15 protein-coding genes are annotated in these 14,219 nt (G+C 64.8%); 9 read left to right on the top strand and 6 right to left on the bottom strand.

The features are described 5' to 3' along the window. Nucleotides 1-7: 7 nt before the first annotated feature. The 6 genes from J2X62_RS12390 (at nucleotide 8) to J2X62_RS12365 (ending at nucleotide 4,428) form a co-directional block, all read left to right on the top strand. Nucleotides 8-238 carry a hypothetical protein gene (locus tag J2X62_RS12390; RefSeq protein WP_310180899.1) on the top strand — a complete coding sequence of 77 codons (231 nt, stop codon included), beginning with the start codon at nucleotides 8-10 and terminating at the stop codon, nucleotides 236-238. Nucleotides 239-387: 149 nt separating this feature from the next. Then, a complete protein-coding gene (locus tag J2X62_RS12385) occupies nucleotides 388-477 on the top strand; it encodes an Ms4533A family Cys-rich leader peptide (RefSeq protein WP_310180897.1) in 90 nt (29 codons plus the stop codon). Between the two features lie 197 nt (nucleotides 478-674). After that, nucleotides 675-1,697, top strand: coding sequence for a sulfate ABC transporter substrate-binding protein (locus J2X62_RS12380; protein WP_027497513.1), 1,023 nt, complete (start codon nucleotides 675-677; stop codon nucleotides 1,695-1,697). Then, on the top strand, nucleotides 1,698-2,591 hold the full coding sequence (cysT, locus tag J2X62_RS12375) for a sulfate ABC transporter permease subunit CysT (RefSeq protein ID WP_230593414.1): 894 nt from the start codon (nucleotides 1,698-1,700) through the stop codon (nucleotides 2,589-2,591). Next, on the top strand, nucleotides 2,588-3,388 hold the full coding sequence (gene cysW / locus J2X62_RS12370) for a sulfate ABC transporter permease subunit CysW (protein ID WP_027497511.1): 801 nt from the start codon (nucleotides 2,588-2,590) through the stop codon (nucleotides 3,386-3,388). The genes cysT and cysW overlap by 4 nt, the downstream gene beginning before the upstream one ends. Next, nucleotides 3,388-4,428, top strand: coding sequence for a sulfate/molybdate ABC transporter ATP-binding protein (locus J2X62_RS12365; RefSeq protein ID WP_032368179.1), 1,041 nt, complete (start codon nucleotides 3,388-3,390; stop codon nucleotides 4,426-4,428). The genes cysW and J2X62_RS12365 overlap by 1 nt, the downstream gene beginning before the upstream one ends. A 23-nt stretch (nucleotides 4,429-4,451) precedes the next feature. Here J2X62_RS12365 and J2X62_RS12360 read toward each other — a convergent pair whose 3' ends face one another. From J2X62_RS12360 to J2X62_RS12340, 5 genes are read right to left on the bottom strand one after another with little or no spacing between them, the layout of a single operon-like run. Then, nucleotides 4,452-5,192, bottom strand: a complete 741-nt coding sequence (locus tag J2X62_RS12360; protein WP_032368178.1) for a sirohydrochlorin chelatase — start codon at nucleotides 5,190-5,192, stop codon at nucleotides 4,452-4,454. Continuing rightward, a complete protein-coding gene (locus J2X62_RS12355; RefSeq protein ID WP_032368177.1) occupies nucleotides 5,189-6,499 on the bottom strand; it encodes a sulfate adenylyltransferase subunit 1 in 1,311 nt (436 codons plus the stop codon). The genes J2X62_RS12360 and J2X62_RS12355 overlap by 4 nt, the downstream gene beginning before the upstream one ends. Further along, complete coding sequence (gene cysD, locus J2X62_RS12350) at nucleotides 6,499-7,443, bottom strand: sulfate adenylyltransferase subunit CysD (RefSeq protein ID WP_027497507.1); 945 nt, start codon at nucleotides 7,441-7,443, stop codon at nucleotides 6,499-6,501. The genes J2X62_RS12355 and cysD overlap by 1 nt, the downstream gene beginning before the upstream one ends. Further along, a complete protein-coding gene (locus tag J2X62_RS12345) occupies nucleotides 7,440-8,150 on the bottom strand; it encodes a phosphoadenylyl-sulfate reductase (RefSeq protein ID WP_032368442.1) in 711 nt (236 codons plus the stop codon). Before J2X62_RS12345 ends, cysD begins: the two co-directional genes overlap by 4 nt. Beyond that, nucleotides 8,147-9,865 (bottom strand): nitrite/sulfite reductase, encoded by a 1,719-nt coding sequence (locus J2X62_RS12340; protein WP_032374560.1) that lies wholly within the window; start codon nucleotides 9,863-9,865, stop codon nucleotides 8,147-8,149. The genes J2X62_RS12345 and J2X62_RS12340 overlap by 4 nt, the downstream gene beginning before the upstream one ends. Nucleotides 9,866-10,229: 364 nt before the next feature. Between J2X62_RS12340 and hemW the strand changes: the two genes are divergently transcribed. Further along, nucleotides 10,230-11,441 carry a radical SAM family heme chaperone HemW gene (gene hemW / locus J2X62_RS12335; RefSeq protein WP_310180882.1) on the top strand — a complete coding sequence of 404 codons (1,212 nt, stop codon included), beginning with the start codon at nucleotides 10,230-10,232 and terminating at the stop codon, nucleotides 11,439-11,441. Nucleotides 11,442-11,484: 43 nt separating this feature from the next. On the opposite strand, the gene J2X62_RS12330 is transcribed toward hemW, so the two are convergent. Further along, on the bottom strand, nucleotides 11,485-11,790 hold the full coding sequence (locus tag J2X62_RS12330) for a type II toxin-antitoxin system VapB family antitoxin (RefSeq protein WP_027497503.1): 306 nt from the start codon (nucleotides 11,788-11,790) through the stop codon (nucleotides 11,485-11,487). A 133-nt stretch (nucleotides 11,791-11,923) separates the two neighbouring features. On the opposite strand from J2X62_RS12330, the gene hrcA reads away from it, so the two are divergent. Both hrcA and dnaJ read left to right on the top strand, forming a co-directional pair. Then, entirely contained in the window at nucleotides 11,924-12,967 is a 1,044-nt protein-coding gene (gene hrcA / locus J2X62_RS12325) for a heat-inducible transcriptional repressor HrcA (RefSeq protein WP_032382760.1), read from the top strand. Nucleotides 12,968-13,061: 94 nt separating this feature from the next. Beyond that, the gene (dnaJ, locus tag J2X62_RS12320; protein WP_027497501.1) at nucleotides 13,062-14,219 is read left to right on the top strand and encodes a molecular chaperone DnaJ; all 1,158 of its coding nucleotides are present in this window, start codon (nucleotides 13,062-13,064) and stop codon (nucleotides 14,217-14,219) included.

Raw genomic sequence — 14,219 nt, 5'->3', positions numbered from 1 at the left:
TGCGAGGATGGAATCGTTCGCGCGGTGGTGGGACGGCGTCGAGCTGTGGGTGACGGGCCTTCCGTTCGTTCCGCAGTCGGTGGTCGTCCTCGCAGTGCTCGTTCCGGTTGCGTTCGTCTCGGCTCGGGTGTTCGATCGCGTGCTGGCAGTGATCCTGCGCGTGTCGGGCCGTGACGCCAGCGCAGCACGCGAGGCCGAGCTCTCGGCCTCGACGTCTACGACGAAGGATGGACTGTAATGCCGCGGTCTCGGGTGACATGGGCTCTGATCGCGCTGCTGGCGTTGGTCGTCATCGCATGGTTGATCACTCGCTGACACGCGCCCGTCGTGCACATGCACGACTCCTCTGATTAGAGTCGGTCCGGAACCTCTGCTAGATTCCTGACCGTGTCTTCTGCCGCCGAGTACCGCGTCCGCCACCAGTTGGCGTTGATTGCTGTCGGCATGCTGGCAGTCGCCGATATCGACTGTTGTTGATTCTTTCCTTCGCGAATCGGTTTCGTCGATCCACTGTCGCCGCGTAGCGCAGTGTGTCCGCACGACGGACCGGAGTCCGTGCCGCCAGTTCGCTGCTTCGCCGGCCGGGTCCTGACTGCTACGGCGCTCAGCGCGAATCTCCTTGCGTGTCTTGTGTTCTTTCCTCATCGTCACACCACCATGAAAGGCCTTTCGCAATGAGGCATCGTTCTCGTTATCTGCTCACCACGTTCGCAGCTGTGGGAACTCTTCTGCTCACCGCCTGCGGCGGCGGTTCCAGCGATGTCGTCGGGGGCGGGTCGGACACTGCCAGTGGCCCGGCTCTGACACTCGTCGGCTACGCAGTGCCGAAGAACGGCTGGGACGCAATCGGTCCGGCGTTCGCAGCCACCGAGGATGGAGAGGGTACGGCGATCAACGCCGACTACGGCGCATCCGGAAACCAGTCGCGCAAGGTCGCCGACGGCGCGCCTGCGGACATCGTCAACTTCTCCGTCGAGCCGGATGTCACTCGACTTGTAAAGGCGGGCAAGGTCGACGAGGACTGGAACCAGAACGCGTACGGCGGGGTGCCGTTCGGCTCGGTGGTGACCATCGTCGTCCGCGAGGGCAATCCGAAGAACATCCAGACGTGGGACGACCTGATCAAGCCCGACGTTCAGGTCATCAGCCCGAGCCCCCTCAGCTCCGGATCGGCGAAGTGGAACCTGCTCGCGCCGTACGCCGCCAAGAGCAACGGTGGCCAGGACAAGCAGGCCGGTCTCGACTTCGTCCGTACGCTCGTCGCCGATCACTTCCCTGTGCAGCCCGAATCCGGCCGCGCCGCAACCGAAGCGTTCCTGCAGGGGCAGGGCGACGCGTTACTGAGCTACGAGAACGAGGCACTGCTCATCGAAGAGCAGGGACAGAAGGTGGAGCACGTGGATGTTCCCGTCACCTTCCGCATCGACAACCCGGTGGCAGTGATCAACAGCAGTGCGAACCTCGAGCGTGCCAACGCACTGAACGATTTCGTCTACTCCGACGAAGGTCAGAAGATCTGGGCCGAGGCGGGTTTCCGGCCGACCAATCCGGAGATCGCCTCCGAATACTCGGACAAGTTCTTCACGCCCGAAAAGCTGTACACCATCGATGATCTCGGCGGCTGGACTCAGGTCGACGCCGACCTGTTCGGAGACAACGGCGCAATTGCGACGATCTACCAGGAAAGTACTCGGTAGATGTCGTCGTCGACCGGTGAACCCGCGGCCCCGGGTTCGATCGCCCCGCTCAGTGCGACACCTCGGTTTCGTGCTGGGCGGGAAGGTCGCAAGTTCCGGGGCCCCGGTTCGGTGGGTCCGCTGGGCCTCGGTGTCGCTGTTCTGTGGCTCAGTGTCATCGTGCTGCTGCCGTTGGCGGCGTTGACGGTTCAGTCGTTCGACGGCGGCCTCGGTGGTTTCTGGGATGCGGTCACCGAGACACGTGCCATCGCCACGTTCAAGGTGACTCTGCTGGTGTCCGTGGCTGCCGCCGTGATCAACCTCTTTCTCGGCACTCTGATCGCGTGGGTTCTGGTACGCGACGAGTTTCCCGGCAAGCGTTTCGTCAATGCCCTGATCGACCTGCCGTTCGCACTACCGACCATCGTGGCGAGCTTGGTGTTGCTGTCGCTGTACGGACCGTCGAGTCCGATCGGCATCGTCTTCAACGCCACCAAGCCTGCGGTCATCGTGGCGCTGCTGTTCGTCACGCTCCCGTTCGTGGTGCGTGCGGTGCAGCCGGTGCTGATAGAACTCGACAAGGACGTCGAAGAGGCGGCCGCATCGCTGGGTGCGAACAACTGGACCATCTTTCGGCGCATCGTGTTGCCGGTACTGCTTCCGGCTGTGCTCTCGGGCGGTGGGCTCGCGTTCGCCCGTGCCATCGGCGAATTCGGGTCGGTGGTGTTGATCGGCGGCAACATCCCCAACGACACGCAGGTCGCTTCGCAGTACATCCGTGAACTCATCGAGTACGACCGGCCGGTCGACGCAGCCGCAATCTCTGTGGTGCTGTTGGCAATCGCCTTCGCTGTGCTGTTCGTGCTCCGCATCATCGGCAACAGGTTGGCCAGACGGGAAGAGCAGATCTCGTGAAAATCGGTCTCCCGATCAAACTGTCCCTGCGTGCCGTCGCACTGATCTATCTCGCTGTGCTCGTGCTGTTCCCCCTCGGTGCCATCCTGTTTCGCACGTTCGAGGACGGGGTGGTGGCGTTCTGGGAGCAGATCACCACTCCCGCCGCGCAATCCGCTCTCCAACTCTCCCTGTTGATCGTGGCGATCGTCGTTCCCATCAACGTCGTGTTCGGAATCGTCACAGCGTTGGCATTGGTACGCGGACGGTTCCGCGGCAAGGGGATACTCGAAGCGATCGTGGACCTGCCGTTCGCGGTGTCGCCGATCATCACCGGCGTCGCGCTCATCCTGCTGTGGGGTGCCAACGGATGGTTCGGTGGCATCGAAAGCCTCGGTTTCAAGGTCATCTTCGCGCTACCCGGCATGGTCATCGCGACGATATTCGTCACCTTGCCGTTCGTCGTTCGCGAAGTGGAACCGGTCCTGTACGAGATCGGTGAAGAGCAGGAAGAGGCTGCCTCGACTCTGGGTGCGAGTACCTGGCAGACGTTCTGGCGAATCACGTTGCCTGCCATCCGATGGGGACTGACCTACGGCGTGGTGCTCACCGTCGCACGTTCGCTCGGAGAATTCGGCGCCGTCATCATGGTCTCCACCAACCTGCCCGGCATTTCCCAGACGCTCACACTGCTGGTCAATTCACGGTACGAGGACTTCAATCAGCAGGGCGCATACGCGGCGTCCACCTTGCTCATGGCGATCGCCGTCATCGTGCTGCTGCTGATGACGGTTCTCGACAAGAAGAGGACGAAGTAATGACCGAGACATCTTCCGAGATCGAGATCTCCGTGGTCGGCGCGAACAAGCGCTACGGCGATTTCGCCGCCCTCGATGACGTCAGCATCGACATCCCGAAGGGCTCGTTGACGGCGCTGCTCGGACCCAGTGGCTCGGGCAAGTCCACGCTGCTTCGATCCATCGCAGGCCTCGAGCAGCTCGATACGGGCCGAGTGGTGCTGGCAGGCCAGGACGTCACCTGGGTGAGCCCGCAGCGTCGCGAGATCGGGTTCGTGTTTCAGCACTACGCCGCGTTCAAACACCTGACGGTGCGCGACAACGTGGCGTTCGGCTTGCAGATCCGCAAGCGGCCCAAGGCCGAAATTGCCAAGAAGGTCGACGAACTGCTTGAGATCGTCGGTCTGGCGGGTTTCCAAGGCCGCTACCCGGCGCAGCTGTCCGGAGGACAGCGTCAACGCATGGCGCTGGCACGTGCACTCGCGGTCGACCCGCAGGTTCTCCTCCTCGACGAGCCCTTCGGTGCCCTCGATGCCAAGGTGCGCGCAGATCTACGGACGTGGCTGCGCCGATTGCACGACGAGGTGCACGTCACCACTGTGTTGGTGACTCACGACCAGGAAGAAGCGCTCGACGTCGCCGACCGAATCGCGGTGCTGAACAAGGGCAGAATCGAACAGGTCGGCACCCCGGAGGATCTCTACGATCGCCCTGCAAACAACTTCGTGATGTCGTTCCTCGGTCAGGTGGCCAGGCTGAACGGACTTCTGGTGCGCCCGCACGACATTCGTGTCGGACGCGACCCGTCGTTGGCACAGGCGCAGGCGAGTGGCACGGCAGAATCTGCCGGGGTGACGCGGGCCGTCGTCGAACGGGTCGTACGCCTCGGCTTCGAGGTGAAGGTCGAGCTGAAGAACGCGGCCACCGGCGAGTTGTTCGCGGCGCAGATCACGCGCGGCGACAGCGAGGCGCTGGGGCTGCACGAGGGCGAAACCGTCTACGTCCGCGCGACTCGGGTTCCGACGATCACGGATACGACCGAATCGGCTCCGGTGCACTGATCGGACGAGCAGTACCTTTCGTGCTATGCGATCGAGCGATCGTGCGCGAGAGCTGCGTCGTACCGCCTGGAGGCGAGCTCGGCCACTGCCGGATGAGGGCCCAGAACATCGGCGTACGTCACGTTCGGGACGCCGTCCAGCACCTGTGAGATGCGGTCGGTGAGTCTCCCGGGTGCCAGGAACCAGGGAGCCACCACGATCCGGGTGGCTCCCAGCGCGCGCAGCTGTGCGACCGCGTCGAGTGGAGACGGATCGACGGACGTGGCGAAACAGGTGACAACTCCCGCCCAGCCGGTGCCGGACACCACTTCGTTCGCAACTCGACGGCTACGGTCGTTCGCCGAGGAATCGCTCGATCCGACGGCAGCCAAGGCGACTCCGACGGTCGAATCGCCGAGCACCGCACCGGCATCGAGAACACGATCACGAACGGCGTCGACGAGAAGTGGGTCGTCGCCCAGCACCTCGGATTGACCGATCGATACGTGCGGCTGCCGCACCCGCGCTGCAGCCAACAAAGCAGGCAGGTCCACTCGGGCGTGGAAAGCACTGCCCAACAACAGCGGAACCGCGACGATGCGAACATGCCCGGCATCGGCCAGCTCGTCGAGTGCCTGCTCGACACTGGGCTCACTGAGGTCGAGAAACGCCACGCGGACATCGAGATCCGGACGCCGTCGACGCAGGACGTCGACGGCGCGGTGGATCGTCTCGCTCGAGCGGGGATCGCGGCTGCCGTGCGCCACCGCGAGCAGAGCCGTCACGCCGGAACTGCCGACCCCAGCTCGACGGCGGCCAGTGCGTTGCCCACCAGACCGGCTGCCAGTGTGTTGCCACCGGCCGGATCGATCAGCAAGAAGCTGCCAGTGTGCCTGTTGACGGCGTAGTCGTCGGCCACGATCGGCTCGGCAACGCGAACAGAGATGCGTCCGATTTCGTTGAGCTCCAACGATTCCGGGCCCTCGTGTGCAGTGAGGTCCTGTTCGTCGAAACGCTCGACGAGAGCCCCGACGATGGCCTGGGTGGTACGAGTGCCGTGCTTGAGCAGCAGACGAGCGCCCGGGCGAAGCGGCTTCTCGGCGAGCCAGCACACCGTGGCCTCGAAGTCGCCGATCGGTTCCGGTGCGTCCTGCGGGGAGGCGATGGTGTCGCCGCGCGAGACGTCGACATCGTCGGCGAGGACGAGGGTGACGCTACGTCCGGCATGCGCCGTGCGCAGCTCGCCGTCCGCGGTGTCGATGCGCTCGACGGTCGTTCGGGTGCCCGACGGCAGAATGACGACCTCGTCGCCGACGTCGACGGAGCCTGCTGCGACCTGGCCGGCATATCCGCGATAGTCCGGGAACTCCGCTGTGCGCGGCCGGATCACGTACTGCACGGGGAAGCGCAGACCGACCCGGTGCGGTTCGGCGTCCACCGGGACCGACTCGAGGTGCTCGATGAGGGTGGGCCCGTCGTAGTACGGGGTCTTGTCGGACTTGACCGCGACGTTGTCGCCGTGCAGCGCGGACACCGGAATTTCGATGACGTCCTCGGTGGACCAGCCGAGCGAGGAAGTCAGCGAATTGAACTCTGCCGAGATCTCGGCGAAGACGGTCGCAGGGTCCTCGACCAGATCGATCTTGTTGACGGCGAGCACCAGGCGGGGAACGCCGAGGAGGGCCAGAACCGCTGCATGCCTTCGGGTCTGAGTGATCACGCCTTTGCGGGCGTCGACGAGCAGGATGACCAACTGCGCCGTCGACGCGCCCGAGACGGTGTTGCGGGTGTACTGCACGTGGCCGGGGGTGTCGGCCAAAACGAAGGAGCGATTGGGCGTCGCGAAGTACCGGTAGGCGACATCGATCGTGATGCCCTGTTCGCGCTCGGCACGCAGGCCGTCGACGAGCAGCGACAGATCGGGAGTGGACAATCCTTTGTCCACCGAGGCCCGAGTGACGGCGTCGATCTGGTCTGCCAGAACGGATTTGGTGTCGTACAACAGGCGTCCGACAAGAGTGGACTTGCCGTCGTCGACGCTGCCTGCGGTAGCGAGGCGAAGGAGTTGCGTACCCGTGCTGGTGCTGCTCATCAGAAGTATCCTTCTCGTTTGCGATCTTCCATGGCAGCCTCGGACACGCGGTCGTCGCCGCGAGTGGCTCCGCGTTCGGTCAGCCTGGACGCCGCGACCTCGGCGAGGATCGCTTGATTGTCGGCAGCCTCGGACAGGACGGCACCGGTGGTGGATCCGTCGCCGACAGTGCGGTAGCGCACCGACAGTGTCTGCAACTCTTCACCTTCGGCCGGTCCGCCCCAGACGCCCGGCGTCATCCACATGCCGTCGCGCTGATACACCGGGCGCTGGTGGGCGTAGTAGATGCTGGCCAACTCCACGTCGTCGCGAGCGATGTAGCGCCAGATGTCGAGTTCGGTGAAGTTGCTGAGCGGGAACACGCGCACCTGCTCGCCGGGGGAGTGCTTGCCGTTGTACAGGTTCCACAGTTCCGGACGCTGCTTCTTCGGCTCCCACTGCCCGAATGCGTTGCGCAGCGAGAAGATTCGCTCTTTGGCTCGGGCGCGTTCCTCGTCGCGTCGGGCACCACCGAACACCGCGTCGAACCGGTTCTCGGAGATCGCGTCGAGGAGAGGCACGGTCTGCAGCGGGTTGCGGATGCCGTCGGGGCGCTCGGTGAGACGTCCGTCGGCGAGGTACTCCTCGACGCTGGCCACGTGCAGGCGCAGGTTGTACTTCGCAACCACGTGGTCGCGGAAGTCCAGCACCTCCTGCAGGTTGTGCCCGGTGTCGACGTGCAGCAGTGCGAACGGCAGGGGAGCGGGCCAGAACGCCTTGATGGCCAGATGCAGCAGAACCGTCGAGTCCTTGCCACCCGAGAACAGGATGACGGGGCGCTCGAATTCGCCGGCCACCTCTCGGAAGATGTGGATGGCTTCGGATTCGAGTGCGTCGAGGGTGTCGAACCGATCTGCATCGAGATGGGTGCGTCCGACGGTCGCCGTCGTGAGGTCGAGTGTCATGAGGCGTGCAACCCACATTCGGTCTTGGCCTTGCCGGCCCAACGACCGCTGCGCGGGTCGGCTCCGGGGGCAGGTTTGACGGTGCACGGTGCGCACCCGATGGACGGATATCCCTCGTCGACGAGAGGGTTGACCAGGATCGAATGTTCGTCGATGTAGGCCTGCATCTCCTCGTCCGACCACGGTGCGATCGGGTTGATCTTCACCAGGCCGAAGGCGTCGTCGAACGAGATCAACGGAGCGTTGGCGCGCGTCGGGGCCTCGACTCGCCGGATGCCGGTGACCCACGCGCTGTAGTTCGCCAGTTCCTTCTTCAGCGGCGCCACTTTGCGCATCGCGCAGCAGCGGTTCGGTTCGCGGGCGAACAGGTCCTTGCCGTCGATCGCATCCTGTTCTGCGACAGTCTTCTCGGCGCGGGCGTTGACGACGTGCACGCCGTATACGGCCTCGACGGCATCGCGCGTTCCGATGGTCTCGGCAAAGTGGTAGCCGGTGTCGAGGAACAGGACGTCCACTCCGGGGTGAACCTGTGCGGCGAGGTGAACGAGAACCCCGTCCTGCATGTTGGAGGCGACGATGAAGTCGCTACCGAAGGTGTCCTCGGTCCATTGCAACAACTCGAGCGGGCTTGCGCCGTCGAGTTCGCGGGCACCGCGCTCGGCGATGTCCTTCAGTTGGTCGACCGTCAAATTCAGTCTGGTACTCATCGCAAATCCGCCTCGTCTGCTCGCACGGCCCATTGAGCGAACCGTTCGCCGTCTTCGCGGTGCTTGTCGAAATTGCGCACCACTCTGTCGATGTAATCTCCCAGCTCGGAGCTGTTGACCTTGTGCTGACGCAACTTTCGGCCGAACGCACTGTCCAGGCCGAGGCTGCCTCCGAGGTGAACCTGGAAACCCTCGATCTGATTCCCGTCCCCGTCGTCGACCAACTGTCCCTTGAACCCGATGTCGGCGATCTGCGACCGCGCGCACGAGTTGGGGCAACCGTTGATGTTGATCGTGATCGGAACGTCGAGTCGACTGTTGATGTCGGACAAGCGCTCTTCGAGCTCGGGGACGAGAACCTGTGAGCGCTTGCGGGTTTCGGCGAACGAGAGCTTGCAGAACTCGATGCCACTGCACGCCATCAGATTCTTGCGCCAATGCGAGGGGCGAGCCGGTAGGCCCAGCGCATCGAGGTCCGAGATCAGCTGCTCGAGCGTCTCGTCCGGAACATCCAGCACGATCAGCTTCTGATACGGCGTGAATCGGACGCGATCCGACCCGGCCTTCTCGGCGGCGTCGGCGACGGCCGCGAGGATGGTGCCGGACACGCGACCCGCGATGGGCGCGACACCGACGGCGTTGAGCCCGTTCTTGAGCTTCTGGATCCCGACATGATCACGGGGCCGAGCGGGCTTCTCGGGAGCCGGGCCGTCGATGAGCTTGCGGTGCAGGTACTCGTCCTCGAGGACCTGGCGGAACTTTTCGATGCCCCAGTCCTTGATGAGGAACTTCAGGCGCGCCTTGGTGCGAAGCCGGCGGTAGCCGTAGTCACGGAAGATCGAGACGACGCCTTCCCATACATCGGGAACGTCCGCGAGCGGAACCCAGACACCGACGCGCTGCGCGAGCATCGGGTTGGTGGACAGGCCGCCGCCGACCCACAGGTCCAGGCCGGGCCCGTGCTCGGGGTGGTTGACACCGATGAAGGCGACGTCGTTGATCTCGTGCACTACGTCCTGCAGACCCGAGATCGCGGTCTTGAACTTGCGTGGCAGGTTCGAGTACTCGGGCTTGCCGATGTACCGCTCGACGATCTCGTCGATGGCCGACGTCGGGTCGAGAATCTCGTCGACCGCTTCACCTGCCAGCGGGGAACCGAGCACCACACGGGGGCAGTCTCCGCACGCCTCGGTCGTCTTCAGGCCGACTGCCTCGATCCGACGCCAGATCTCGGGGACGTTCTCGACCTCGATCCAGTGGAACTGGACGTTCTCGCGATCGGAGAGGTCCGCGGTGTCGCGGCCGAACTCCTTCGAGATCTGAGCCAGAGTGCGCAGCTGCTCCAGATTCAATGCACCGGCATCGCACCGGATGCGCATCATGAAGTACTTCGCCTCGAGCAGGTCGATGTTGTCGTCACCGGTGAAGGTGCCGTCGTAGCCCTGTTCACGCTGGGTGTAGAGACCCCACCAGCGGAACCGGCCGCGCAGATCGCCCTTGTCGATGCTGTCGAAACCCTGCTTCGAGTAGATGTTCTCGATGCGGGCGCGCACGTTGAGCGGGTTGTCGTCCTTCTTGGACTGCTCGTTGGCGTTGAGCGGCTCTCGATAGCCCAGAGCCCACTGGCCTTCGGCGCGACGCTTGGTCGGCCGCGGCGCTCGCTCTCGCGGTGTGGCGGAGGCAGCGTCGGTGGTCGCGTCGCTGGTCGACGACATGCAATGCTCCTGCATCTTCGGTGCGGGCCGGCTCCGATCGTTGCGCAGAAGAGCGCTCACGAGATGGTGCGGAACCGGTGGATCGAATGGACGTGCTCCAAGGAGGGCTGGGTCAGCAGCCGGTCGTGTGTCGACACGACGCGCTGCAGACACGGCCGAGATCGACGTGGCGGCGCGCCACGAGTCGAATTCCTGAGTCGGTCACGGGTGCCATTGTGCCACGTCATCGACCGGGTGCCGACCGCGGCGGCCTATTTACCCCAAAATTCCGGTAAATAGGCTGGCAGGGTGCGAGTCGTGCGTGCACAGCGCCCTGGGCGGCGCGTGGATCGGGCCGCCGGTGAACTCTGGGACACTGGAGTCCGTGAATACCGTCGTCGATACCTCCTCAGTCTTCGAGCTGCCGTCCGGCGCATTCGCCGGAGTGGGGGAACGTGCGTTCGGGATCTACGTTCATGTGCCCTTCTGCGCCACGCGATGCGGGTACTGCGACTTCAATACGTATACGGCCGGGGAGCTGGGCACATCGGCGTCGCCGCAGTCCTGGTTGGAGGGCCTGCGCAGAGAACTCGACGCTGCGGCGAACCTGATCGGAACGGGCACGGGTCGAGTACCGACGGCCGACACAGTCTTCGTCGGAGGTGGGACGCCGTCGTTGCTCGGGGGCGACGGCCTCGCGGACGTATTGGGCGCGGTCCGGTCGAGCTTCGGGCTGTCCGACGGGGCGGAAGTGACCACGGAATCGAACCCGGAATCGACGTCGCCTGCATTCTTCGAGCGGCTGCGCGACGCCGGGTTCACGCGGGTGTCGTTGGGCATGCAATCCGCGGCACCGCACGTTCTGGCGGTTCTGGATCGCACCCACACTCCGGGGCGAGCGGTGGCCGCGGCGAAGGAAGCGTCCGCAGCCGGCTTCGAGCACGTGAACCTCGACCTCATCTACGGAACGCCGGGCGAGCGAGACAGCGATCTCGACCAGTCCCTCGCTGCGGTGCTCGACGCGGGTGTCGACCATGTCTCCGCGTACGCACTGATCGTCGAGGACGGCACCGCCATGGCGCGAAAGGTGCGCCGAGGTGAGTTGCCGGCACCCGACGACGACGTGTTGGCGAGCCGATACGAGCGCATCGACACGGCCATGAACGCAGCAGGCCTGTCCTGGTACGAGGTATCGAACTGGGCCGCCGATGCCGATGCGCGGTGCCGGCACAACATCGGCTACTGGGACGGCGGCGATTGGTGGGGTGCCGGGCCTGGAGCGCACAGCCACATCGGCGGCACGCGATTCTGGAACGTCAAACACCCGGCCACCTACGCCGATCGGCTCGCCGCGGGCGAGCTGCCGGTGCAGGGCAGTGAGCTGCTCACCGCGCAGGATCGTCATCTCGAAGAACTGATGCTGACCGTGCGTCTGCGCTCAGGAGTGCCGATGAGTCTGCTGGGGCCGACCGAGCTCGCAGCCGCCGAGCAGACCGTGGCGGACGGGTTGATGGTGCAGCGAGGCGATCACCTCGTGCTGACCGACCGCGGCCGGTTGCTCGCCGACGCCGTGGTGCGCACCATCGCCGCGGCCTGAACGATCTGTTTCAGGCTGCAGTGTTCTCAGGGCCTTCGAACCCTCAGGCTCCCAGGGCGTCGTAGTCGAACACTCTGGCGTGCAACACCGTTCGACTGCGCAGCGCCGCCCGGACAGCGCGGTGCAGGCCGTCCTCGAGGTAGATGACGCCTCGGAACTGCACAGCATGGGGGAACAGGTCGCCGTAGAAGGTGGAGTCCTCGGACAACAACCGGTCGAGTTCGAGCACCTTGGTGGTGGTGACGATCTCGTCCAAACGCAGTTGGCGTGGAGGAATTCTCGACCAGTCCCTGATGGACAGGCCGTGCTCCGGGTAGGGCTTTCCGTCTCGTACACCCTTGAAGATCATCGCGAGCCTCGAACCGCTGGACCGAATCGAAAGACAGTTTCCACTTGGACCACAGTAAGGCCTTGCACGAGCATGCGTTCCTCGGCTACTAGACTCGAGCGACGATTGGCAACGAGAACGGAGGTGGGCACCGATGTCGAGCACCGACGACAGGCGGTTCGAGGTTCTGCGAGCGATCGTGGCGGACTACGTGTCCACTCAGGAGCCCGTCGGATCGCGTGCTCTTGTCGAGCGTCACAACTTGGGTGTGTCGAGTGCGACCGTGCGCAACGACATGGCTGTCCTCGAGGCAGAGGGCTACATCGCCCAACCGCACACCAGCTCCGGGCGGGTGCCGACCGACAAGGGCTACCGCCAGTTCGTGGACCGGATCGCCGACGTCAAACCGTTGTCAGCGGCCGAGCGTCGCGCCATCCTGGAGTTTCTCGAGAACGGCGTCGACCTGGACGATGTGCTGCGCCGCGGTGTTCGACTGCTCGCTCAGCTGACCCGGCAGGTAGCCGTGGTTCAGTACCCGACGCTGTCGGCGTCCTCGGTTCGACATCTGGAGGTCGTCGCCCTCACACCGGCTCGACTGCTGTTGGTGCTCATCACCGACTCCGGCCGGGTCGATCAACGCATCGTCGAACTCGGCGACGTCATCGACGACGAGAACTTGGCCCAGTTGCGGCGGTTGCTCGGCGGCGCACTGGAAGGCAAGCGGCTGGCGGCGGCGTCCGCAGCCGTGGCCGAGCTGGCCGAAAATTCACCTCCCGCCCTGCGTGACGCGATGATTCGTTCGGCCACGGTGCTGGTGGAATCGCTCGTCGAACATCCCGAGGAGCGGCTGGTTCTCGGCGGAACGGCCAATCTGACGCGCAACGCTGCGGACTTCGCGGGCGACGCAGGGTTTCCGGGATCGCTCCGAGCGGTACTCGAAGCGCTGGAAGAGCAAGTGGTGGTACTCAAGCTGCTCGCCGTGACGCAGGACACCCGCACCGTCACCGTGCGTATCGGCGAGGAGACGCAGGTTGAGGAGATGCGCGGAACATCGGTGATTTCCACTGGATACGGCTCTGCTGGCATGGTCCTGGGAGGGATGGGCGTTCTCGGCCCCACCCGAATGGACTATCCAGGAACAATCGCGTCGGTCGCGGCGGTTGCCAGGTACATCGGCGAGGTCCTGGCCGAGCGCTGACACGAGCCGACGACCCATCGTCGGCCGCGGGGGCACAGCGGCCGCGACACAGCATCAACGAACGAGATTCATCTTCTAGGACGAAAGAGACGACGTGGCACGGGATTATTACGGGACTTTGGGCGTCGGCCAGCAGGCGACGGACCAGGAGATCAAACGCGCTTACCGCAAATTGGCGCGAGAGTTGCACCCGGACGTGAACCCGGACGAGGCCGCACAGGCCCGGTTCAAGGACATTTCCACCGCATACGAGGTGCTCTCCGATCCGGAGAAGCGTCGAATCGTCGACCTCGGCGGCGATCCTCTGCAGCAAGGCGGCGGCGGTGGTGGCGGCGGATTCGGCGGTGCCGGATTCGGGGGCGGCCTCGGCGACGTCTTCGAAGCGTTCTTCGGCGGTGGCGCAGGCGGTGGTCAGCGCGGACCCAAGGGACGCGTACAACCCGGAGCCGATTCGCTGCTGCGAACCAAACTCACCCTCGACGAATGCGCCACCGGCGTCACCAAGCACATCACCGTCGACACGGCGATCCTGTGCGATCTGTGCACCGGCTCGGGCACCAACGGCGATTCCAAGCCCGTTCGGTGCGAGACCTGTGGCGGTGCCGGCGAAGTGCAGTCGGTGCAGCGCTCGTTCCTCGGCCAGGTCATGACCAGCCGTCCGTGCCCCACCTGCCGCGGTGCAGGCGAGACCATCCCGGACCCCTGCCGCAAGTGCGGCGGCGACGGCCGGGTGCGTTCACGTCGGGACATCTCGGTGAAGGTCCCGGTCGGCGTCAGCAACGGCATGCGCATCAGGTTGGCCTCGCAGGGCGAGGTCGGGCCGGGTGGCGGCCCCGCAGGCGATCTCTACGTGGAAATCGTCGAGCAGCAGCACGAGGTGTTCGTCCGTGACGGCGACGATCTGCACTGCACCGTTCGCGTCCCGATGGTCGACGCGGCACTTGGTACGTCGGTGACGGTCGACGCCATCATCGACGGCCCGACCGAGATCTCGATCGAGCAAGGGACACAACCGAACTCGACGACGGTGCTGCGCGGGCACGGGATGCCCAAGCTCCGTTCCGGTATCCGCGGTGACCTGCACGCCCACCTCGAGGTCATCGTGCCGACCAAGCTGGACAGCAAGCAGACCCACCTGCTCGAACAGCTCAAGACCATGCGCGACCGCGATTCGGCGGAGGTCGTCACCACCGGTTCGGCGCACAGCGGTGGCCTGTTCTCGCGGTTGCGGGAAGCCTTCAGCGGGCGCTGA

Origin of the sequence: Rhodococcus sp. 3258, assembly GCF_031456475.1 — a bacterium.
Classification (GTDB): domain Bacteria; phylum Actinomycetota; class Actinomycetes; order Mycobacteriales; family Mycobacteriaceae; genus Rhodococcoides; species Rhodococcoides fascians.
Note: the sequence above shows the minus strand (reverse complement) of the source record. Positions and strands in the feature narration are given on the sequence as shown.

Bases quoted from the DNA above. Each gene is read 5' to 3' on its own strand.
- J2X62_RS12390 (WP_310180899.1), top strand. From the start codon at position 8: ATGGAATCGTTCGCGCGGTGGTGGGACGGCGTCGAGCTGTGGGTGACG.
- J2X62_RS12380 (WP_027497513.1), top strand. From the start codon at position 675: ATGAGGCATCGTTCTCGTTATCTGCTCACCACGTTCGCAGCTGTGGGA.
- cysT (WP_230593414.1), top strand. From the start codon at position 1,698: ATGTCGTCGTCGACCGGTGAACCCGCGGCCCCGGGTTCGATCGCCCCG.
- J2X62_RS12365 (WP_032368179.1), top strand. From the start codon at position 3,388: ATGACCGAGACATCTTCCGAGATCGAGATCTCCGTGGTCGGCGCGAAC.
- J2X62_RS12355 (WP_032368177.1), bottom strand. From the start codon at position 6,499: ATGAGCAGCACCAGCACGGGTACGCAACTCCTTCGCCTCGCTACCGCA.
- cysD (WP_027497507.1), bottom strand. From the start codon at position 7,443: ATGACACTCGACCTCACGACGGCGACCGTCGGACGCACCCATCTCGAT.
- J2X62_RS12345 (WP_032368442.1), bottom strand. From the start codon at position 8,150: ATGAGTACCAGACTGAATTTGACGGTCGACCAACTGAAGGACATCGCC.
- J2X62_RS12340 (WP_032374560.1), bottom strand. From the start codon at position 9,865: ATGTCGTCGACCAGCGACGCGACCACCGACGCTGCCTCCGCCACACCG.
- J2X62_RS12330 (WP_027497503.1), bottom strand. From the start codon at position 11,790: ATGATCTTCAAGGGTGTACGAGACGGAAAGCCCTACCCGGAGCACGGC.
- hrcA (WP_032382760.1), top strand. From the start codon at position 11,924: ATGTCGAGCACCGACGACAGGCGGTTCGAGGTTCTGCGAGCGATCGTG.